Source organism: Serratia sp. LS-1 (assembly GCF_003719595.1).
Taxonomy (GTDB): Bacteria; Pseudomonadota; Gammaproteobacteria; order Enterobacterales; family Enterobacteriaceae; genus Serratia; species Serratia ureilytica.
This window is the reverse complement of sequence record NZ_CP033504.1, coordinates 4,312,299-4,334,257: the sequence shown is the minus strand read 5'-3', so window position 1 is coordinate 4,334,257 and position 21,959 is coordinate 4,312,299. Positions and strand designations below refer to the sequence as shown.

General features: G+C 58.9%; 17 protein-coding genes, 1 tRNA gene, 1 rRNA gene and 1 riboswitch. Of the genes, 11 read left to right on the top strand and 8 right to left on the bottom strand.

The window, feature by feature from the left end; genetic code table 11:
* Positions 1-63: 63 nt before the first annotated feature.
* Positions 64-2,700 (bottom strand): phosphoenolpyruvate carboxylase, encoded by a 2,637-nt coding sequence (ppc, locus tag EDY99_RS20665; RefSeq protein ID WP_089195300.1) that lies wholly within the window; start codon positions 2,698-2,700, stop codon positions 64-66.
* Between the two features lie 261 nt (positions 2,701-2,961).
* Positions 2,962-4,107 carry an acetylornithine deacetylase gene (gene argE, locus EDY99_RS20660; RefSeq protein WP_015379410.1) on the bottom strand — a complete coding sequence of 382 codons (1,146 nt, stop codon included), beginning with the start codon at positions 4,105-4,107 and terminating at the stop codon, positions 2,962-2,964.
* 216 nt (positions 4,108-4,323) lie between these two features.
* Between argE and argC the strand changes: the two genes are divergently transcribed.
* The 4 genes from argC to argH all read left to right on the top strand — a co-directional run bounded on the left by argC (position 4,324) and on the right by argH (position 8,811).
* Positions 4,324-5,328: an N-acetyl-gamma-glutamyl-phosphate reductase gene (argC, locus tag EDY99_RS20655; protein WP_047025846.1), complete on the top strand. Its 1,005-nt coding sequence runs from the start codon at positions 4,324-4,326 to the stop codon at positions 5,326-5,328.
* 20 nt (positions 5,329-5,348) lie between these two features.
* A complete protein-coding gene (argB, locus tag EDY99_RS20650; protein ID WP_033645219.1) occupies positions 5,349-6,122 on the top strand; it encodes an acetylglutamate kinase in 774 nt (257 codons plus the stop codon).
* Between the two features lie 25 nt (positions 6,123-6,147).
* The gene (locus tag EDY99_RS20645) at positions 6,148-7,368 is read left to right on the top strand and encodes an argininosuccinate synthase (protein ID WP_123062041.1); all 1,221 of its coding nucleotides are present in this window, start codon (positions 6,148-6,150) and stop codon (positions 7,366-7,368) included.
* Between the two features lie 69 nt (positions 7,369-7,437).
* Entirely contained in the window at positions 7,438-8,811 is a 1,374-nt protein-coding gene (argH, locus tag EDY99_RS20640; RefSeq protein ID WP_123062040.1) for an argininosuccinate lyase, read from the top strand.
* A 33-nt stretch (positions 8,812-8,844) separates the two neighbouring features.
* On the opposite strand, the gene EDY99_RS20635 is transcribed toward argH, so the two are convergent.
* The 4 genes from EDY99_RS20635 to EDY99_RS20620 form a co-directional block, all read right to left on the bottom strand.
* Complete coding sequence (locus EDY99_RS20635; protein ID WP_033652204.1) at positions 8,845-9,171, bottom strand: type II toxin-antitoxin system HicB family antitoxin; 327 nt, start codon at positions 9,169-9,171, stop codon at positions 8,845-8,847.
* A complete protein-coding gene (locus EDY99_RS20630; RefSeq protein WP_033652203.1) occupies positions 9,158-9,418 on the bottom strand; it encodes a toxin HicA in 261 nt (86 codons plus the stop codon). Before EDY99_RS20630 ends, EDY99_RS20635 begins: the two co-directional genes overlap by 14 nt.
* A gap of 162 nt (positions 9,419-9,580) precedes the next feature.
* The gene (locus EDY99_RS20625; protein WP_123062039.1) at positions 9,581-11,029 is read right to left on the bottom strand and encodes a dihydrolipoyl dehydrogenase; all 1,449 of its coding nucleotides are present in this window, start codon (positions 11,027-11,029) and stop codon (positions 9,581-9,583) included.
* Between the two features lie 72 nt (positions 11,030-11,101).
* Positions 11,102-11,833, bottom strand: coding sequence for a glutathione peroxidase (locus EDY99_RS20620; protein ID WP_019452251.1), 732 nt, complete (start codon positions 11,831-11,833; stop codon positions 11,102-11,104).
* Between the two features lie 151 nt (positions 11,834-11,984).
* On the opposite strand from EDY99_RS20620, the gene oxyR reads away from it, so the two are divergent.
* Positions 11,985-12,902 carry a DNA-binding transcriptional regulator OxyR gene (oxyR, locus tag EDY99_RS20615; protein WP_033652202.1) on the top strand — a complete coding sequence of 306 codons (918 nt, stop codon included), beginning with the start codon at positions 11,985-11,987 and terminating at the stop codon, positions 12,900-12,902.
* On the opposite strand, the gene sthA is transcribed toward oxyR, so the two are convergent.
* Positions 12,885-14,282 (bottom strand): Si-specific NAD(P)(+) transhydrogenase, encoded by a 1,398-nt coding sequence (gene sthA, locus EDY99_RS20610; protein ID WP_004931047.1) that lies wholly within the window; start codon positions 14,280-14,282, stop codon positions 12,885-12,887. The two genes, oxyR and sthA, sit on opposite strands and share 18 nt — an antisense overlap.
* A gap of 218 nt (positions 14,283-14,500) precedes the next feature.
* Between sthA and fabR the strand changes: the two genes are divergently transcribed.
* Together fabR and EDY99_RS20600 are read left to right on the top strand one after the other, a co-directional pair.
* Entirely contained in the window at positions 14,501-15,133 is a 633-nt protein-coding gene (gene fabR, locus EDY99_RS20605) for an HTH-type transcriptional repressor FabR (protein WP_004931044.1), read from the top strand.
* Positions 15,134-15,148: 15 nt separating this feature from the next.
* Positions 15,149-15,520: a YijD family membrane protein gene (locus EDY99_RS20600; protein WP_042785555.1), complete on the top strand. Its 372-nt coding sequence runs from the start codon at positions 15,149-15,151 to the stop codon at positions 15,518-15,520.
* A 34-nt stretch (positions 15,521-15,554) separates the two neighbouring features.
* Here the strand turns inward: EDY99_RS20600 and trmA are convergent, their stop codons facing one another.
* On the bottom strand, positions 15,555-16,658 hold the full coding sequence (trmA, locus tag EDY99_RS20595; RefSeq protein ID WP_123062038.1) for a tRNA (uridine(54)-C5)-methyltransferase TrmA: 1,104 nt from the start codon (positions 16,656-16,658) through the stop codon (positions 15,555-15,557).
* Positions 16,659-16,780: 122 nt separating this feature from the next.
* Positions 16,781-16,994: riboswitch (cobalamin riboswitch) on the top strand.
* Between the two features lie 68 nt (positions 16,995-17,062).
* Between trmA and btuB the strand changes: the two genes are divergently transcribed.
* The 4 genes from btuB to EDY99_RS20575 all read left to right on the top strand — a co-directional run bounded on the left by btuB (position 17,063) and on the right by EDY99_RS20575 (position 21,821).
* Positions 17,063-18,934 carry a TonB-dependent vitamin B12 receptor BtuB gene (gene btuB / locus EDY99_RS20590; RefSeq protein ID WP_033645223.1) on the top strand — a complete coding sequence of 624 codons (1,872 nt, stop codon included), beginning with the start codon at positions 17,063-17,065 and terminating at the stop codon, positions 18,932-18,934.
* Positions 18,879-19,742, top strand: a complete 864-nt coding sequence (murI, locus tag EDY99_RS20585; RefSeq protein ID WP_025921004.1) for a glutamate racemase — start codon at positions 18,879-18,881, stop codon at positions 19,740-19,742. Before btuB ends, murI begins: the two co-directional genes overlap by 56 nt.
* Positions 19,743-20,115: 373 nt before the next feature.
* Positions 20,116-21,657, top strand: a 16S ribosomal RNA gene (locus EDY99_RS20580).
* An 88-nt stretch (positions 21,658-21,745) separates the two neighbouring features.
* A tRNA-Glu gene (locus tag EDY99_RS20575) sits at positions 21,746-21,821 on the top strand.
* The last annotated feature ends 138 nt before the right edge of the window (positions 21,822-21,959 follow it).

Here is a 21,959-nt window from a genome sequence, read left to right as displayed (position 1 = left end):
CCCTTTTTTTGTGGGGGAGACATAAAAAAACGGCCCCGATAAACGGGGCCGCGATGAGGCTCACTAGCCGGTGTTGCGCATCCCGGCGGCGACGCCGGCGATGGTAACCATCAGCGCCTGCTCCACGCGGGCGTCCGGCTGCTCCTGCTGGCGCGAACGGTGCAGCAATTCGGCCTGCAAGACGTTCAACGGGTCGGTATAGACGTTGCGCAGCGCGATGGATTCGGCGATCCACGGCAGGTCTTCCATCAGGTGCGCATCGTTGGCGATGGTCAGCACCACCTTGATGTCGCTTTCCAGCTGATCGCGCAGCTGTTGGCCCAGCGGCCACAGCGATTTATCCACCAGGCGCTGATCGTAGTATTCCGCCAGCCACAGGTCGGCTTTGGCGAACACCATTTCCAGCATGGCGATGCGGGTGGAGAAGAACGGCCAGTCGCGACACATCGCCTCCAGCTCCGCCTGTTTGCCGGCTTTCACCGCTTCCTGCAATCCGGCGCCGGCGCCGAGCCAGGCCGGCAGCATCAGGCGGTTCTGCGTCCAGGCGAAGATCCACGGAATGGCGCGCAGGCTCTCTACGCCGCCGTTCGGCTTGCGCTTGGCCGGGCGCGAGCCCAGCGGCAGTTTGCCCAGCTCCAGCTCCGGCGTGGCCGCGCGGAAGTAAGGCACGAAGTCCGGGTTTTCACGCACGTAGCCGCGATACATTCGGCAGGAGGTCTCGGATAGGTCGTCCATCAGCGCCCGCCATTCTTTCTTCGGTTCCGGCGGCGGCAGCAGGTTGGCCTCGAGGATCGCGCCGGCATACAGCGCCAGGCTGCTGATGGTGACTTCCGGCAGGCCGAACTTGAAGCGGATCATCTCGCCCTGTTCGGTGACGCGCAGGCCGCCCTTCAGGCTGCCCGGCGGCTGCGACAGCAGCGCCGCATGCGCCGGAGCGCCGCCGCGGCCGATGGAACCGCCGCGGCCGTGGAACAGCGTCAGCGCCACGCCGGCCTTTTCACAGGTTTTGATCAGCGCGTCCTGCGCGCGGTACTGCGCCCAGGAAGCGGCCATCACGCCGGCGTCTTTCGCCGAGTCGGAATAGCCGATCATCACCATCTGTTTGCCCTGGATGAAGCCGCGATACCAGTCGATGTTCAGCAACTGGGTCATTACGTCGTCGGCGTTGTTCAGGTCGTCGAGGGTTTCGAACAGCGGGGCGACCGGCAGCGCGAACGGGCAGCCGGCCTCTTTCAGCAGCAGGTGCACCGCCAGCACGTCGGAAGGCGTGCGCGCCATCGAAATCACATAGGCGGCGATCGAGCCCTGCGGCGCTTCGGCAATCACCCGGCAGGTTTCCAGCACTTCCTGCGTGTCGGCGCTCGGTTGCCATTTCAGCGGCACCAGCGGGCGTTTGGAGTTCAGTTCGCGGACCAGGAACGCCTGTTTATCGGCTTCCGACCAGCTTTCATAATCGCCCAGCCCCAGATAGCGGGTCAGCTCGGCGATGGCTTCGGTATGGCGGGTGCTCTCCTGACGCACGTCGATGCGCACCAGCGGCACGCCGAAGCAGCGCACGCGGCGCAGGGTATCCAGCAGTTGACCATTGGCGATGATGCCCATGCCGCAGGCCTGCAGCGACTGGTAGCAGGCATACAGTGGCTCCCACAGCTGCTCGTTGTTCACCAGCAGGTCGTGCGGTTTCAGCACGCGCTCGCCCTTCAGGCGACCTTCAAGATAAGCCTGGGAACTCATCAGCTGGCTGCGCAGCTGCTTCATGATTTCGCGGTAAGGCTCCTGCACCTCATCGCCGCCGGCGCGGGCGCGCAGCTCAGGGGTGCACTCGGTCATCGACAGCTCGGAGACCAGCACCTGGATGTCGCGGGTAAACAGGTCGCAGGCTTTCCAGCGGCTGAGCAGCAGCACATGGCGGGTAATTTCGGCGGTGACGTTCGGGTTGCCGTCGCGGTCGCCGCCCATCCAGGAGGTGAAGCGCACCGGCACCGCTTCTACCGGCAGGCTGTAATCGATGGAGTTTTCCAGCTGTTCGTTGAATTCGCGCAGGAACGCCGGCACGCCTTCCCACAGGCTGTTTTCCACGACGGCAAAACCCCATTTGGCTTCGTCGATCGGGGAAGGGCGGTGTTTGCGAATTTCATCGGTGTGCCACGACTGGGCTACCAGCTGGCGCAGGCGGCGCATGATCTTGTTGCGCTCGTAGTCGGCCAGATCGTTGTGATCGAGCTGGCTGAGGCAGGTGTTGACCTCCACCAGCTTGTGGATCAGGGTGCGGCGGGTGATCTCCGTCGGGTGCGCCGTCAGCACCAGCTCGATGGAGAGTTGCGACACCGCGTGCTGCAGCTCTTTGTCGCTGAGCTTTTTGTCTTTGAGGCGGCTGAACAGTTGGGCCAGCGCTTCCGGGTTGCTGGCGGCTTCGCCGTTGGGCGAAATGCTGTGGTACTGCTCGGCGACGTTGGTCAGGTTGAGGAACTGGCTGAAGGCGCGCGCCACCGGCAGCAGCTCGTCGTTGGACAAGTTCTGCAGGGTGGAGAGCAGCTCCTGGCGATGCGCTTCGTTGCCGGCGCGTGAGGATTTGGAAAGCTTACGGATGGTCTCAACGCGATCGAGAATATGCTCGCCCAGCGCTTCTTTGATGGTATCGCCGAGCAATTTGCCGAGCATACTGACATTACTGCGCATTGCCGAATATTGTTCGTTCATATAACCCCTGACCCAGTTCTGTATGTATGATTTTTATCTTGTAAATAAATTTCACGCGTCAGGCGCAGACCGCCTGCCTGATCCCATCGCGTTCCTGTCCAATCGTCAATTGACACTATTTTTAGCAAAAAAACATCAAAATCGGCGCATTTTCTGAAATTTAATTACGCCGCGTGGGTTATCAGCGTGGCTTATTTCGCTGCTTTCTACTTATTTTGAGTTAGGGGAAGCATAAAGCATTTCCCCTGTTAAATGTCGGGTTTATTGCCGGCAAAAGTGATTGACCAGCTGGCCCAACAGTTTGCGCGTCGGTTCGATAAACGCGGTGTCGATGTATTCGTCCGGCTGGTGGGCCTGATCGATGGAACCGGGGCCGAGCACCAACGTCGGGCAGACCTGTTGCACAAACGGCGCTTCGGTGCAGTAGTTGACCACCTGCGTGCGGGTGCCCAGCAGTTCCTCGATCACCGCCACCATGCGGTGGTCGGTCGGGCATTCGTAGCCCGGCACCGACGCGTGCAGCTCTTCGATGGTCAGGCGGCCCGGCCAGCGTTGGCTCACTGGCTCCAGCGCCTGATGCATCAGTTCGTTGATGTTGTCGAGCGTCATGCCGGGCAGCGGGCGGATATCCAGGTGCAGTTCGCAACAGGCGCAGATGCGGTTGGCCGCGTCGCCGCCGCTGATATGGCCGAAGTTCATGGTGGGATAAGGCACGGCGAACGCCGGGTTGTTGTAGCGCTCCTGCAGGGTCTTGCGCAGCTCCATCAGGCGGCCGATGGACTCGTGCATCAGATCGATGGCGTTGACGCCGCGCGCCGGATCGCTGGAGTGGCCGGACTGGCCGACGATGCGAATGGCGTTGGCCATGTGGCCCTTGTGCGCGCGCACCGGCTGCAGCGAGGTCGGCTCGCCGATGATGGCGAAATCCGGACGAATGGCGGTAGAGGCGGCGAAGTAACGCGCGCCGGCCATCGTCGTTTCTTCATCTGCGGTGGCTAAAATGTACAACGGCTTGGTCAGCTTGCTCGCGTCGATATCGCGCACCGCATCCAGAATAAAGGCGAAGAAGCCTTTCATGTCGGCGGTGCCCAGCCCGTAGAGCTTGTTGTCGTGCTCGGTCAGGGTGAAGGGATCGCGCGTCCAGCGGCCTTCGTCGTAAGGCACCGTATCGGTGTGCCCGGCCAGCAGCAGGCCGCCGCTGCCTTCGCCGATGCTGGCCAGCAGGTTGAATTTGTGGCGCGACTCCGGCACCGGCTGTACGTCGACGCGAAAGCCCAGGTCGGCAAACCATCCGGCCAGCAAGTTGATTAACGCCTCATTGCTCTGATCGAGGCCGGCATCGGTGGCGCTGATTGACGGAGTGGCGATCAACGCCCGGTACAGCTCAATAAATGGAGGTAATTTCATCTTCACTGTTGACAGCCTTAGGTTAGGATAGTATCAATATTCATGCATTTATTTTGAATAAAAATACAGTAAGCCGAAGCGTAAGGGAACCCGATGCCCGGATGTTTATAAAAGCATCAACGCCTGGCTCCGTGGGTGAACGGCGCAACAACGCTGGCTAGCCCTGTTACCTGGGTCGCAAGCGACCGCACGTCAGTTTAGAAGGTGAAAGGCCACATGTTGAATACGCTGATCGTTGGTGCCAGCGGTTACGCCGGAGCGGAGCTCACGGCTTACCTGAATCGCCACCCACACATGAACATAACCGCTTTAGCGGTTTCAGCGCAAAGTGCAGATGCAGGAAAGTTGCTTTCCGATCTCCATCCCCAGTTGAAAGGCATCGTCGATCTGCCGCTGCAGCCGTTGACCGACGTCGCCAAGGCGGCGCAGGGCATCGATGTAGTGTTCCTCGCCACCGCCCATGAAGTCAGCCACGATATCGCACCGGCTTTCCTGGCGGCGGGCTGCGTGGTGTTCGATCTGTCCGGCGCCTTTCGCGTGCAGGACGCCGGTTTTTATAGCCAGTACTACGGTTTCGAGCATCAGCATGGCGCTCTGCTGGAGCAGGCGGTGTACGGCCTGGCGGAGTGGCAGAGCGACAAGATCAAACAGGCGCAGCTGATCGCGGTGCCGGGCTGTTACCCGACGGCGGCGCAGCTGGCGCTGAAACCGTTGATCGAAAAACAGCTGCTGAACCTCGACCAGTGGCCGGTGATCAACGCCACCAGCGGCGTCAGCGGCGCCGGGCGCAAGGCCAGCATGACCACCAGCTTCTGCGAAGTGAGCCTGCAGCCGTACGGTATTTTCACTCATCGGCACCAGCCGGAGATCGCCGCGCACCTCGGCGTGCCGGTCATCTTTACGCCGCACCTGGGCAATTTCCCGCGCGGCATCCTTGAAACCATCACCTGCCGTCTGAAAGCCGGGGTGACCGCGCAGGACGTCGCGGCCGCCTATCATGCCGCCTATGACGACAAGCCGCTGGTGCGGCTGTACGACCAGGGCGTGCCGGCGCTGAAATCGGTGGTGGGGCTGCCGTTCTGTGACATCGGTTTTGCGGTGCAGGGCGAGCATCTGATCGCCGTGGCGGTGGAAGACAATCTGCTGAAAGGCGCGGCGGCGCAGGCGGTGCAATGCCTGAATATCCGTTTCGGCTTCCCGGAAACCCAATCACTCCTTTAAACCAGCGTGAGTAAACAGCAATGAACCCGTTAATTATCAAGTTAGGTGGCGTGTTATTAGACAGTGAAGAAGCGCTGGAGCGTCTGTTTACCGCGTTGGACAGCTATCGGCAGCAGCACCAGCGCCCGCTGGTGATCGTGCACGGCGGCGGCTGCGTGGTGGACGAACTGATGAAGCAGCTCGCTTTGCCGGTGGTGAAAAAGAACGGCCTGCGGGTCACGCCGGCCGATCAGATCGACATCATCACCGGGGCGCTGGCCGGCACCGCCAACAAAACGCTGCTGGCGTGGGCGATTAAACATCAAATCAACGCCGTCGGCCTGAGCCTGGCGGACGGCGGCAGCGCGGTCGTGACCCCGCTCGATCCGGCATTGGGCCACGTCGGCAACGCGCAGCCCGGTTCGCCCGCACTGCTCAATACCCTGCTGGGCGCCGGCTACCTGCCGGTTGTCAGCTCCATCGGCATCACCGCCGAAGGGCAGTTAATGAATGTGAACGCCGATCAGGCGGCGACGGCGCTGGCGGCGACGCTGGGGGCGGACCTTATCCTGCTGTCGGACGTCAGCGGCATCCTCGACGGCAAGGGCCAACGCATTGCGGAAATGACGGCGCAAAAAGCGGAACAACTGATCGCGCAAGGCATCATCACCGATGGTATGGTGGTGAAGGTGAATGCGGCGCTCGACGCTGCCCGCACCCTCGGCCGCCCGGTGGATATCGCCAGCTGGCGCCATGCCGATCAGCTTCCTGCTTTGTTTAACGGCGTGTCGATTGGCACCCGGATCCTCGCTTAATTTTAGAATTAGAAAGGAATAGATCATGCAAAACCAAGGCATCAAAAAAATCGTTCTGGCGTACTCCGGCGGCCTGGATACCTCGGCCATCATTCCATGGCTGAAAGAGAACTACGGCGGCTGTGAAGTGGTGGCGTTCGTGGCGGACATCGGCCAGGAGCGCAGCGATCTGGAAGGCGTGGAGCAAAAAGCCCTGCAGTCCGGTGCCTCTGAATGTCACGTGGTCGATCTGCGTGAAGAATTTATCCGTGATTACGTTTATCCGGTGCTGCAGACCGGCGCCCTGTACGAGGGCAGCTATCTGCTGGGTACCTCGATGGCGCGGCCGATCATCGCCAAGGCGCAGGTCGAGCTGGCGTTGAAACTGGGCGCAGACGCGCTGTGCCACGGCGCGACCGGCAAAGGCAACGATCAGGTGCGTTTCGAAACCACCTACACCGCGCTGGCGCCGCAGCTGAAAGTGGTAGCGCCGTGGCGCGAGTGGAACCTGCGTTCCCGTGAAGCGCTGCTGGATTACCTGAAAGAGCGCAATATCCCGACCACCGCATCGCTGGAGAAAATCTACAGCCGCGATGAGAACGCCTGGCACATCTCCACCGAAGGCGGCGTGTTGGAAAGCCCGTGGAACGCGCCAAACAAGGATTGCTGGGTATGGACCGTCGATCCGCAGGAAGCGCCGGACCAGCCTGAGCAGGTGACCGTTACCGTCGAGAAAGGCCGCGTCGTGGCGGTTAACGGTAAAGCGCTGTCGCCGTACCAGTGCCTGGAAACCCTGAACGCGCTGGGCGCCAAGCACGGCGTCGGCCGTATCGACATCGTGGAAAACCGTCTGGTGGGCATCAAATCCCGCGGCTGCTATGAGACCCCGGGGGGCACCATCATGGTGGCGGCGCTGCGCGCCATCGAGCAGCTGGTGCTGGATCGCGACAGCTTCAAATGGCGCGAGCAGCTGGGCCTGGAGATGTCCTATGTGGTGTACGACGGCCGTTGGTTCGCGCCGCTGCGCCGCTCGCTGCAGGCCTCTGCCGAAGCATTGGCTGAAGAGGTGAACGGTGAAGTGGTGCTGCAGCTGTACAAAGGCCAGGTGACGGCGACCCAGAAAAAATCCGCCAACAGCCTGTACTCCGAAGAGTTCGCCACCTTCGGCGAAGACGAAGTTTACGATCACAGCCACGCGGGCGGCTTTATCCGCCTGTTCTCTCTGTCTTCACGCATCCGCGCGTTGAACGAGAAAAAGAATAAATAACCGATTGGCGTGATTCTGCAAGGGCGCAGCATGCTGCGCCCTTTCGCATAAAAATTCAGGAGTAAAGGTATGGCACTTTGGGGCGGACGGTTCACTCAGGCGGCGGATCAGCGGTTCAAGCAACTCAACGATTCACTGCGGTTCGATTATCGCCTGGCGGAGCAAGATATCGTGGGCTCGGTGGCCTGGTCGAAGGCGCTGGTGACCGTTAACGTGTTGACGGCAACGGAGCAACAGCAGCTGGAGCAGGCGCTGAATGCCTTGCTGACGGAAGTCCAGGCCGATCCTTTGGCGATCGTCCAAAGCGATGCCGAAGACATCCACAGCTGGGTGGAGCAGAAGCTGATCGAGAAGGTCGGCGATTTGGGCAAGAAGCTGCACACCGGCCGCAGCCGCAACGATCAGGTCGCGACCGATCTGAAGCTGTGGTGCAAAAAGCAGATCGGCGATCTGCATCAGGCGATCGTCCAGCTGCAGCAGGCGCTGATGGAGACCGCCGAAGCCAACCAGGATGCGGTGATGCCGGGGTATACCCACCTGCAACGCGCGCAGCCGGTGACTTTCGCGCACTGGTGCCTGGCCTATGTCGAGATGCTGGCGCGCGATGAAAGCCGCCTGCAGGATACCCTGAAACGGCTGGACGTCAGCCCGCTGGGCAGCGGCGCGCTGGCCGGCACCGCGTATCCTATCGATCGCGAGCAGCTGGCCGGCTGGCTGGGTTTTGCCTCGGCGACCCGCAACAGCCTGGACAGCGTATCCGATCGCGATCACGTGCTGGAGCTGCTGTCCAACGCCGCCATCAGCATGGTGCACCTGTCGCGCTTCGCCGAAGATCTGATCTTCTTCAACAGCGGCGAGGCGGCGTTTGTCGAGCTGTCTGACCGCGTGACCTCCGGCTCTTCGCTGATGCCGCAGAAGAAAAACCCGGACGCGCTGGAGCTGATCCGCGGCAAATGCGGCCGCGTACAGGGCGCGCTGACCGGCATGATGATGACGCTGAAAGGCCTGCCGCTGGCGTACAACAAAGACATGCAGGAAGACAAAGAAGGGCTGTTCGACGCGCTCGACACCTGGATGGACTGCCTGCAGATGGCGGCGCTGGTGCTGGACGGCATTCAGGTTAAGCGCCCGCGCTGCCGGGAAGCGGCGGAGCAGGGTTATGCGAATGCCACCGAGTTGGCGGACTACCTGGTCGCCAAAGGCGTGCCGTTCCGCGAAGCGCACCATATCGTCGGTGAGGCGGTGGTAGAAGCCATTCGCCAGGGCAAACCGCTGGAAGCGCTGCCGCTGGCGGATTTGCAGCAGTTCAGCGCGACGATTGGCGACGACGTCTATCCGATCCTGGCGTTGCAATCCTGCCTGGACAAACGTGCGGCCAAAGGCGGCGTCGCGCCGCAGCAGGTGGCCGCGGCCATCGCCGCAGCGAAACAGCGTTTGGCTTGACGACGAGGGCGGCCTGGCGCCGCCCTTGAACCTTTACCCCGCCAGGCGTGCGCAGAGATAACGGTTCAGGCTCACGCCTTCTTCCATCGCGCCGATCGCCAGCCGGCGATGCTGTTCCGGCGTCATGCGCAGCACCAGTTTGCCGCTGAAATTTTTCTCCGCCAACGCCTGCGGCGGCGTTTCGCCTTGTGCCAGCATGTCGGCGATCGTTTCGCTCACCACTTTCTCGATACCCTCCAATGCGCCGGTACGCGTGGCGGCCAGCCAGGACAACGAGGGGAATTCGGCGCACAGCCCGACATATTCACGGTCTTGCGCTGACCAGGTGATGCGATAGGTATAGTGTTCATGCTTTTCCATGTTCTTCCTCCATTCTGGCCAGTGCGGCGATGACCTGCTTAACCTGATATGCCTTGGCCGCGCCGTTGTTGCCGCGTTGGATATTGATGCGCGGATCGCCTGGCCAGGGCATGCGATAAACGTGATGGCTGCTACCGTTTATGCGCGGCGGCCCAAACCATCGCACGCAGATTTTCGCTAACTCGGCGAATTTGATGCTGTTCTGCCGCTGTTGCAAATCAGCGATGTCATCCCTGATCTCGTTCATGTTGCCTCCATTTTAGTATTATTATTGATATCACTTCAATATCAAAGCATAAAAAATGAGCGCAGGAGGGCCGTGAGGCAAGAGGAGGGAGGAAAATCTGGAAAGCGCTGCGCAAAAAAACCGGGCCTGAAGGCCCGGTAGGTGTGAACGGAGAAGGAGGCGTTATTCGCCCGGACAGCGCTGACAGCGCTCGATTTCGGCCGTGCCGAGTTTGAGCTTCGCCTGCAGGTCGCGCAGCGCAGTGCGCAAGCCTTCTTCAATCACCGGATGATAGAACGGCATGTCCAGCATCTGATCGACGGTCATCTGCTGTTGGTGCGCCCAGGCTAACAGGTGCGCAATGTGTTCGGCGTCCGGGCCGATCATTTCCGCGCCGAGGAAACGGCCGGTGCCTTGCTCGCAGTAAACGTGCAGAACGCCCTTGTTGCGCAGCATCACCCGCGAGCGGCCCTGATTCTCAAACGAGACCTTGCCCACTTCAAAACATCCGCAGGCGCTGAACTTCTCGCTCAGCTCGCGGAAGGTCGAGCCGACCATGGCGATCTGCGGATCGGAGAACACCACCGAAATCGCGCTGCGGCGCAGACCCGGATTGATCTCCGGGAAGCTGCCGGCATTGGCGCCGGCGATGCGTGCCTGATCGCTGGCCTCATGCAACAGCGGCAGTTGGTTGCTGGCGTCGCCGGCGATAAAGATATGCGGCACGCTGGTTTGCATCGTCAGGCGGTCGGCCAGCGGCACGCCTCGAGCGTCGAGCTGCAGGCCGGTGTTTTCAAGACCCAGCCGATCGACGTTGGGGCGGCGGCCGGTGGCGGCCAGCACGTAGTCCACCAGGATCTCCTGCGACTGGCCCTGCAGATCCTGATAGCGGATAAATACGCGGTCGCCTTCGCGCTGCATCATCTCCACTTTCACGTCGGCGTCGAGGTAGAATTCTTCCCCCAGCGCCTTCGCAGCGTAATCGCGCACGGCGCTGTCGGTCAGCGGCCCGACGGCGCCGCCGATGCCGAAGACCTTGGTGTCGACGCCGAGGCGGTGCAGCGCTTGCCCCAACTCCAGCCCGATCACGCCAGGGCCGAATACCGCCACGGACTGCGGCAAGTCATCCCAGTTGAACAGATCGTCGTTGACGATCAGGCGATCGCCCAATTCATTCCACGGCGCCGGCCAACTGGGGCGAGAGCCGGTGGCGATCACGATGCGCTGCGCCACGATGCGCGTATGGTCATCGACCTGCAGCGTGTTGTCGTCGATAAAGCGGGCATAGCCCTGAATTTTGTCGGCGGCCGGGATCTCGTCCACGCCTTCCAGCACGAAGCCGACGAAACGATCGCGTTCGCGTTTGACGCGCGCCATCACCTCGCGTCCGTCGATACGCGTTTTGCCGGTTGGGTGCACGCCAAAGCCCGGCGCACGTTCGATTTGATGCACCGCTTCGGCGGCGGCGATCAGTAATTTGGATGGCATGCAGCCAACGCGCGCACAGGTGGTGCCGTAAGGCCCGCCTTCAATCATCACCACGCTGGGGGTAGACAGTTTGGCCGCGCGATAGGCGCCGAGCCCTGCGGTGCCGCCGCCGATGACCGCGACATCAACGTTCAACAGTTTCATATCCGCTCCTGAAAGGTAAAAAAAGGGCGGGCCGTAGCCCGCCAAAGTTCACGTTGGCTTTGTTATTACTTATTAAGCTGACAGGAATGTTTCCAGATCGTCGCTGCCGCCAATGTGACGGCCGCCGATGAAGACCTGCGGCACCGTGGCGCGGCCGCTGACGGCGCGCAGGCTGACGGTGGTAGCGTCTTTGCCCAGCACAATCTCTTCATACTGAATGCCGCGCTCTTGCAGCATCTGCTTGGCTTTGGCGCAGAATGGGCAGCCTGGTTTGGTGAACAGGGAGACCGACTCTTGCACTTTGAATTCCGGCGCCAGGTATTTCAGCATGGTGTCTGCGTCGGACACCTCAAACGGGTCGCCCGGTTTGTTCGGTTCGACGAACATTTTCTCGACCACGCCGTCGCGCACCAGCATCGAGTAACGCCATGAACGCGGGCCAAAGCCCAGATCCGCTTTCTCGACCAGCATGTTCATGCCTTTGGTGAATTCACCGTTGCCGTCCGGCACGAAGGTGATGTTTTCCGCATGCTGATCGGCTTTCCAGGCGTTCATCACGAAGGTGTCGTTCACCGAGACGCACAGAATGCCGTCGACGCCGTGCTGTTTGAATACGCTGGACAGCTCGTTGTAGCGCGGCAGATGGCTCGAAGAGCAGGTCGGCGTGAACGCGCCCGGCAACGAGAACACGATGACCGTTTTGTTTTTGAACAGGTCATCAGTGGTCACATCAATCCATTGGTCGCCCTGACGGGTGTGGAAAGTAACCTGAGGAACTTTCTTGCCTTCTTGACTGGTAAACATTGATTAACCCCTTAATTAGGAAAAGTAATTTTTAGCATTTAGCGCGATATCGCTTCGTTGGGACACATTATTGTCGCTGGGGCTTGATAGATCTAATCGCTCATTGCTATCTTATCTATCGCCATGAGCTATCATGGAATGGAGGGAAACAATGAATATTCGTGATTTAGAGTATCTGGTCGCCTTGGCCGAGCACCGGCACTTCCGCCGCGCGGCCGATTCATGCCATGTAAGCCAACCCACGCTGAGCGGGCAGATCCGCAAGCTGGAAGACGAGTTGGGCGTCATGCTGCTCGAACGCACCAGCCGCAAGGTGCTGTTCACCCAGGCGGGCCTGTTGCTGGTGGAGCAGGCGCGCACCGTGCTGCGAGAAGTGAAAGTATTGAAGGAGATGGCCAGCCAGCAGGGCGAAGCCATGTCCGGACCGTTGCACATCGGCCTGATCCCGACCGTGGGGCCTTATCTGCTGCCGCAGATCATCCCGACGCTGCACAAAACGTTCCCGAAACTGGAAATGTACCTGCACGAAGCGCAAACCCATCAGCTGCTGGCGCAACTCGACAGCGGCAAACTGGACTGCGCCATTCTGGCATTGGTGAAGGAAACCGAGGCATTTATCGAAGTGCCTTTGTTCGATGAACCGATGAAGCTGGCGGTGTACTCCGATCACCCGTGGGCGCAGCGCGAGCGCGTGCCGATGCCGGATTTGGCGGGTGAGAAACTGCTGATGCTGGAGGATGGCCACTGCCTGCGCGATCAGGCGATGGGCTTCTGCTTCCAGGCGGGCGCGGACGAAGATACCCACTTCCGCGCCACCAGTCTGGAAACGCTGCGCAATATGGTCGCGGCCGGCAGCGGCATTACCCTGCTGCCGTCACTGGCGGTACCGCCGCAGCGCGAACGCGACGGCGTCTGCTATCTGGATTGCTACAAGCCGGAGCCGAAGCGCACCATCGCGCTGGTGTACCGCCCCGGCTCCCCTTTGCGCAGCCGTTATGAGCAACTGGCCGAGGCGATCCGCGAACACATGCAGGGCTACATCGACAGCGCGTTAAAACAGGCGGTTTAAGCCGTTTAGCGCCGCCACCCGGTAGGCTTCGGCCATGGTCGGATAGTTGAAGGTCGTATTAACGAAATACTCGATAGTATTGCCTTCACCTTTCTGTTCCATGATCGCCTGGCCGATGTGGATGATCTCCGCCGCACGCTCGCCGAAGCAGTGGATCCCAAGGATCTGCAGGGTGTCGCGATGGAACAGGATCTTCAGGCTGCCGACGTTCATCCCGGCTATCTGCGCGCGCGCCAGATGCTTGAACTGGGCGCGGCCCACTTCATACGGCACCTTCATCGCGGTCAGTTCCTGCTCGGTTTTGCCGACGGAGCTGATTTCCGGAATGGTGTAGATGCCGGTCGGGATATCTTCGATTAAGTGACCGCTGGCTTCGCCGGAGGCGATCGCTTGCGCGGCGATGCGGCCCTGATCGTAGGCGGCGGAAGCCAGGCTCGGATAGCCGATCACGTCACCGACCGCATAAATGTGCGACAGCGCGGTTTGATACATGCTGTTCACTTTCAGCAGCCCGCGGCTGTCCGACTCCAGGCCGACGTTCTCCAACCCCAGCGAATCGGTGTTGCCGGTACGGCCGTTGGCGTACAGCAGGCAGTCCGCTTTCACCTTCTTGCCGGACTTCAGGTGCACGATCACGCCGTCTTCGGTGCCTTCGATCTTCTCGAATTCTTCGTTGTGGCGGATCACCACGCCGTTGTTCCAGAAGTGGTAAGAGAGCGAATCCGACATCTCCTGATCGAGGAACGCCAGCAGACGATCGCGGGTGTTGATCAGATCGACCTTGACGTTCAGGCCGCGGAAGATGGACGCATACTCGCAGCCGATCACCCCGGCGCCGTAAATGATCACGTGGCGCGGCTCATGGCTCAGCTCGAGAATGGAATCGCTGTCGTAGATGCGCGGATGGTTGAAGTCGACGCTGGCCGGATGGTAAGGACGCGAGCCGCAGGCGATCACGATGTGATCGGCGCGGATGGTGTCCTGGGTGCCGTCCATGTAGCTGACGCTGACGGTGTTGGCGTCGATGAAGCGCGCGTCGCCGGCGAACAGTTTGCACTGGTTCCGCTCATAGAACCCTTGGCGCATTCGGGTCTGCTGGCTGATGACGTTATCGGCGTGGCGTAAAATGTCAGGGAAGGTCGCGCTGAGCGTGCGCGAGTTGTTGTAAAGCGGGTTCTGGTTGAATTCGATAATGCGGCTGACGGCGTGGCGGAGGGCTTTGGAGGGGATGGTGCCCCAATGGGTACATCCGCCGCCTACGTTATTGTACCGTTCGATAACGGCCACGCGGGCGCCTTGTTTCACCAGCCCCATGGCGGCACCTTCACCACCAGGGCCCGAGCCAATCACAATGGCATCAAATTGATAGTGCTGTTGCATGTAGGAGAGACCTGTTTTTTTATACAAGATTACAACGGTATCTTAACATCATAGCGCTGCTCACCCAATCACCATTAGGCTTTTTGAGTCAAAGCACAATCGGCTCAGGGCGGAAGTGTGATAGAGCGCGTTAGTATAAATGCTGTTGCAATAAAATTTGCTATATTGCCGAGTCTAGGGCGTTAGACTGAGAAAATGGAACCTATCCGGATATGCATATGGGCGTCAGAGCACAACAAAAAGAACGGACTCGTCGTTCCCTGATCGAAGCCGCTTTCAGCCAGCTGAGCGCCGAACGCAGCTTCGCCAGTCTGAGCCTGCGGGAAGTTTCACGTGAGGCGGGCATCGCGCCCACGTCGTTTTATCGCCATTTCCGCGATGTGGACGAGTTGGGGCTGACCATGGTGGACGAAAGCGGCCTGATGCTGCGTCAGTTGATGCGCCAGGCGCGCCAACGCATCGCCAAGGGCGGCAGCGTGATCCGCACCTCGGTGTCCACCTTTATGGAGTTTATCGGCAACAACCCGAACGCCTTCCGCCTGCTGCTGCGCGAGCGCTCCGGCACGTCGGCGGCATTCCGTGCGGCGGTGGCGCGCGAGATCCAGCATTTCATCGCTGAACTGGCGGACTACCTCGAGTTGGAAAATCACATGCCGCGCAGCTTTACCGAAGCGCAGGCGGAAGCGATGGTCACCATCGTGTTCAGCGCCGGCGCGGAAGCGCTGGATATCGACGTCGAGCAGCGGCAGCAGCTGGAAGAACGGCTGGTGCTGCAACTGCGGATGATCTCCAAAGGGGCGTATTACTGGTATCGTCGCGAACAAGAAAAAGCTTCTGTGTCCCATGTATAAAAAAGGTAAAAAATGATGGAAAAACCAGGCCGTGAAAATGGCACCTTACTGCTGGCGTTGATTGCCGGCCTTTCGATCAACGGTTCCTTTGCCGCGCTGTTCAGCTCGGTGGTGCCGTTTTCGATCTTCCCGCTGATCGCGTTGGTGCTGGCGGTGTACTGCCTGCATCAGCGTTACCTGAACCGCGCCATGCCGGATGGCATGCCGAAGCTGGCGGCGGCCTGTTTCCTGCTGGGGCTGCTGCTGTACAGCGCCATCGTGCGCGCCGAGTATCCGCAGATCGGCTCCAACTTCCTGCCGTCGGTGATCTGCGTGGCGCTGGTGCTGTGGATCGGCATGAAACTGAAGGCGCGCAAGGCGCCGGATGTGCCGACTCAAGAATCGTAATGAAACGGGGCGCCATCACGGCGCCCCTGTCATATCAGCGGTGCTTTTCCAGCAACACGCCGCATTCCATGTGATGGGTATAAGGGAACTGATCGAACAGCGCCAGACGGCTGACCCGGTGGGTGGCCTGCAGCGTTTCCAGGTTGGCGCACAACGTTTCCGGATTGCATGAAATATACAGAATGCGCGGGTAAGCCTGCACCATCTTCACCGTTTCATCGTCCAGCCCGCTGCGCGGCGGATCGACGAAAATCGTCTCGCAGTTGTAGCCGCTCAGATCGATGCCTTTCAACCGGTTGAATTCGCGTACTCCGTTCATCGCCTGAGTGAAGTCTTCCGCCGCCATGCGGATGATCTGCACATTGTCGATATGGTTGGCGGCGATGTTGTACTGCGCCGCCGCCACCGACGGTTTGGCGATCTCGGTCGCCAGCACGCGCTCGAAATTGCGCGCCAGCGCCAGCGAGAAGTTGCCATTGCCACAGTACAGCTCCAGCAAATCGCCTTTGGAACCGGCGGTGACCGCCAACGCCCACTCCAGCATCTGCACGTTCATGGCCGCGTTGGGCTGAGTGAAGCTGTTTTCCACCTGGCGATAAATCATGTCGCGGCCGGCGACCGGCAGCACTTCGTCAACATAATCCTGGTCGAGCATGATCTTGGTCTTCGACGCTCGGCCGATCAGCTGCAGGTCGAAACCCTGCGCGCGCAGCTCGTCGCGCAACTGCTCGGCGCGCTGTTGCCAAACGTCATCCAGCTTGCGGTGATACAGCAGCGAAGCGATGATTTTGCCGCTTCGCGTCGACAGATAATCTATCTGGAACAGCTTGTGGCGCAGGATCGGCTCCGGTTTCAGCGCGGCGATCAGGGCGGTCATCAGGCGGTTGATCAGCTCGCTGGCCGCCGGGAACTGATCGACGCGAATACGCTGCTTGGTCTGCTGATCGAAAATGATGTGATACATGTCTTCCGCGTCGTGCCAGATGCGGAATTCGGCGCGCATGCGGTAGTGGTCGACTGGCGAGCGGAACACTTCCGGCTCGGGCGCCGCGAACGGTGACATCAACGTCTTCAGGCGGGCGACTTTCTCCGCCAGTTGGTCATCGTAACGTTCAATAGGCAAATTCTCGGGCGTCATGTGTTTCTTCTCGTCAGGCAAATTTGATCAGCGGGGATTGTAGGGAATCAGCCCGTGAAGTCCAGTTTTGTCGCGTTTATTATTTGTAACATTAATGGCAGTCTAGACATCTATTTGCATTGATCGTAGCATTGCCGTCCGGCCTCAAGCAGCGAGTGAAAAGGGAATCCGGTGTGAATCCGGAGCTGACGCGCAGCGGTAAGGGGAAGTCACGGCGATAGCGTTTCGACGCAGACACTGTCCACTGCAGGATGGGAAGTCATCGCCCGTTGCCGGTCGCGCCCTGCGGCCCGCAAATCCCAAGCCCGAAGACCTGCCGGTGTTACGTCGCAATGTCCGTGGCCGTCGCGAACTACCGGCCATGATCCTGCGGCATCCGCCAATTAAGTTTGGATGCTTTTCTCATGACAATTACAAAAAATACGCTGCTGGCGGTGGTCTCTTCCGTCACGGCTTTTTCTGGATGGGCGCAAGACAACACCACAGCCACGAATGGCGATAACCTGGTGGTTACCGCCAACCGTTTCCCGCAGCCGGTTTCTTCCGTGCTGGCGCCGACCACCATCGTCACCCGTAACGATATCGATCGTTGGCAGGCCAAGAGCCTGACCGACGTGATGCGCCGTTTGCCGGGCGTGGACGTTGGCCAAAACGGCGGGTTGGGGCAAAAGAGCTCGCTGTTTATTCGCGGCACCAACTCCAGCCACGTGCTGGTGCTAATTGACGGCATTCGCCTTAATCAGGCGGGCGTCAGCGGCTCTTCTGACCTTAGCCAAATCCCGATTTCGTTGGTGCAGAAAGTCGAATACATCCGCGGCCCGCGCTCGGCGGTATACGGTTCCGACGCCATCGGCGGCGTGGTCAACATTATTACCACCCGCGAAAAGAACGGTACTACGCTCTCAGCCGGCGTCGGCTCCAACGGCTATCAATCCTATGACGCGTCGACTCAACAGCAGTTGGGCGACAGCACCGTGGCGACGGTGGCGGGTGACTACACCTACACCAAAGGGTATGACGTGGTGGCCTACGGCAGCACCGGCATGCAAAGCCAACAGGATCGCGATGGCTTTATGAGTAAGTCGCTGTATGGTGCGCTTGAGCACCAGTTCAGCGAATCGGTCAGCGGTTTTGTGCGCGGGTATGGTTACGACAACCGCACGGCGTATGATAGTTATTATTCCTCACCGACCAGCCCTCTGCTGGATACGCGCAAACTGTATAGCCAAACCTGGGATACCGGATTGCGCTATAAAGAAGGCATTTACGCAACACAAGTGATTGGCAGCTACAGCCATAGCAAGGATTACGATTACGATCCTCGCCTCGGCATGCATGACAGCTCGGCCAGCCTGGTGGATTCCGAACAGTACAACCTGCAGTGGGGCAATACGCTGCAGGTTGGACAGGGTACCGTAAGCTCTGGCGTCGACTGGCAGCAACAGAAAATCAAACCGGATTCCACCACCGTGAAGGGTGAAAAAAGCCAACGTGATGCAGGCATCTATCTGACTGCGCAGCAACTGGTTGGCCCGGTAACGTTGGAAGGTGCGGTTCGAGGTGACGATCATTCCGAGTTTGGCTGGCATGGCACCTGGCAAACCAGCGCGGCCTGGGAATTCGTCGAGGGATACCGTTTTATCGCATCGTATGGCACGGCGTTCAAAGCACCGAATATGAGCCAGCTATACGGCAACTTCGGTAACAACACCGATCTGAAACCGGAAGAAAGCAAGCAGTGGGAAGGTGGCTTTGAAGGGCTGACCGGCCCGGTGACCTGGCGCATCTCCGGTTATCGCAACGACATCGACAATTTGATCGATTCCACGGGGGAAACCAACTACGTCTATTACAACGTGGGTAAGGCGACCATCAAAGGGATTGAAGCTACGGCCTCGTTTGATACCGGCCCGTTGACGCATCAGATTGGTTATGACTATGTCGATCCTCGCAACGCCAAGACCAATGAAGTGCTGCTGCGGCGCGCCAAGCAGCAGGTGAAATATGAGCTGGACTGGCAGCTGTATGACTTTGACTGGGCGGTGACTTATCAATATCTGGGTCAACGTTATGACAAGGATTACAGTACCTATCCGGAACAAAGCGTTAAACTTGGCGGCGTGAGCCTGTGGGATCTCGCAGTTTCGTATCCGGTCACATCTCATCTGACAGTTCGTGGTAGAATTGCCAACCTGTTTGATAAAGATTATGAGACGGCCTATGGCTACGCTACTCCAGGAAGAGAATACTACCTCACTGGAAGCTATACCTTCTAACAGCACCGCCACACCTCGCCCGACGGTGCTGGTTTTCGATTCCGGCGTCGGCGGGCTGTCGGTGTATCAGGAGATTCGGCAGTTGCTGCCGGATCTCCACTATATATACGCGTTCGACAACGTGGCGTTCCCCTACGGCGAGAAGTCCGAAGAGTTTATCGTTGAGCGCGTGCTGGAGATTGTCGGCGCGGTGCAGCAACGTCATCCTCTGGCGATTGTCGTCATCGCCTGCAACACCGCCAGCACGGTCTCCTTGCCGGCCCTGCGCGAGCGTTTCAGTTTCCCTGTCGTGGGCGTGGTGCCCGCCATCAAACCGGCGGCCCGTCTTACCGTTAACGGCATTGTCGGCCTGTTGGCGACCCGCGGCACCGTACAGCGCAGCTACACCCACGAACTGATTTCCCGTTTCGCCACCGACTGCAAGATTGAACTGCTGGGCTCTTCAGAACTGGTGGAGCTAGCGGAAGCCAAGCTGCATGGCGAAGCCGTGCCGCTACCGGTGCTGAAGAAGATCCTGCATCCGTGGCTGAGCATGCGCGAGCCGCCGGATACCGTCGTGCTGGGCTGCACCCATTTCCCTCTATTAGCTGAAGAGCTGATGCAAGTGTTGCCGGAAGGCACCCGATTGGTGGATTCCGGCGCGGCGATTGCCCGTCGCACCGCCTGGCTCATCTCTACGCAGGAAAACCTGGTCTCGAGCCAGGAAGAGAATCTGGCGTATTGCATGGCGTTAAATGAAGATACTGACGCTTTATTGCCCGTTTTGCAGGGCTATGGCTTTAAATCGTTGAAAAAACTGCCGCTTTAACGGTGTTTTGGTTAAACATTCAACGGTCAGAAAAAATATTGAAAATAGGGGTTGCGGCCCGCCGAGAACTCCCTATAATGCGCCTCCACTGACCGGGAACAACGACTGACAAGCCGCCGGGTCAGCGAGAAGAAAGCGAAATAAACGCTTGACTCTCCGGGTGAAAAGCGTAATATACGCAGCCCGCGCCGATGAGTTTCTCGGCACTGCTCTTTAACAATTTATCAGACAATCTGTGTGGGCACTCCACAAGACGATATCCAGTATCTTCGGATGCAAAAAAATATCAAGTCTTGAAGAGTGACTAACTGAAGTAAAATTCATGCAGTAAATCTTTGAGCATCGCTTCTCGAGTGGAAGCAAATCAAGCTTTTAATTGAAGAGTTTGATCATGGCTCAGATTGAACGCTGGCGGCAGGCTTAACACATGCAAGTCGAGCGGTAGCACAGGGGAGCTTGCTCCCTGGGTGACGAGCGGCGGACGGGTGAGTAATGTCTGGGAAACTGCCTGATGGAGGGGGATAACTACTGGAAACGGTAGCTAATACCGCATAACGTCGCAAGACCAAAGAGGGGGACCTTCGGGCCTCTTGCCATCAGATGTGCCCAGATGGGATTAGCTAGTAGGTGGGGTAATGGCTCACCTAGGCGACGATCCCTAGCTGGTCTGAGAGGATGACCAGCCACACTGGAACTGAGACACGGTCCAGACTCCTACGGGAGGCAGCAGTGGGGAATATTGCACAATGGGCGCAAGCCTGATGCAGCCATGCCGCGTGTGTGAAGAAGGCCTTCGGGTTGTAAAGCACTTTCAGCGAGGAGGAAGGTGGTGAGCTTAATACGCTCATCAATTGACGTTACTCGCAGAAGAAGCACCGGCTAACTCCGTGCCAGCAGCCGCGGTAATACGGAGGGTGCAAGCGTTAATCGGAATTACTGGGCGTAAAGCGCACGCAGGCGGTTTGTTAAGTCAGATGTGAAATCCCCGGGCTCAACCTGGGAACTGCATTTGAAACTGGCAAGCTAGAGTCTCGTAGAGGGGGGTAGAATTCCAGGTGTAGCGGTGAAATGCGTAGAGATCTGGAGGAATACCGGTGGCGAAGGCGGCCCCCTGGACGAAGACTGACGCTCAGGTGCGAAAGCGTGGGGAGCAAACAGGATTAGATACCCTGGTAGTCCACGCTGTAAACGATGTCGATTTGGAGGTTGTGCCCTTGAGGCGTGGCTTCCGGAGCTAACGCGTTAAATCGACCGCCTGGGGAGTACGGCCGCAAGGTTAAAACTCAAATGAATTGACGGGGGCCCGCACAAGCGGTGGAGCATGTGGTTTAATTCGATGCAACGCGAAGAACCTTACCTACTCTTGACATCCAGAGAACTTTCCAGAGATGGATTGGTGCCTTCGGGAACTCTGAGACAGGTGCTGCATGGCTGTCGTCAGCTCGTGTTGTGAAATGTTGGGTTAAGTCCCGCAACGAGCGCAACCCTTATCCTTTGTTGCCAGCGGTTCGGCCGGGAACTCAAAGGAGACTGCCAGTGATAAACTGGAGGAAGGTGGGGATGACGTCAAGTCATCATGGCCCTTACGAGTAGGGCTACACACGTGCTACAATGGCGTATACAAAGAGAAGCGACCTCGCGAGAGCAAGCGGACCTCATAAAGTACGTCGTAGTCCGGATTGGAGTCTGCAACTCGACTCCATGAAGTCGGAATCGCTAGTAATCGTAGATCAGAATGCTACGGTGAATACGTTCCCGGGCCTTGTACACACCGCCCGTCACACCATGGGAGTGGGTTGCAAAAGAAGTAGGTAGCTTAACCTTCGGGAGGGCGCTTACCACTTTGTGATTCATGACTGGGGTGAAGTCGTAACAAGGTAACCGTAGGGGAACCTGCGGTTGGATCACCTCCTTACCTAAAGATATTAGTTCGAGTGGCGTGCTCACACAGATTGTCTGATGAAAAAGTAACGAGCAAAAGCGTCATAAAAGTACGGTGTCGTGTCCCCTTCGTCTAGAGGCCTAGGACACCGCCCTTTCACGGCGGTAACAGGGGTTCGAATCCCCTAGGGGACGCCAAGCTTCCGACCCACCCGGTGAAAGCGGCGGTCTCAAGTATCTGACGATACACCATATCTTAAAGATGACTTCCGAGTCATGTTTAAGATATTGCTCTTTAACAATCTGGAACAAGCTGAAAATTGAAACATGACGGCT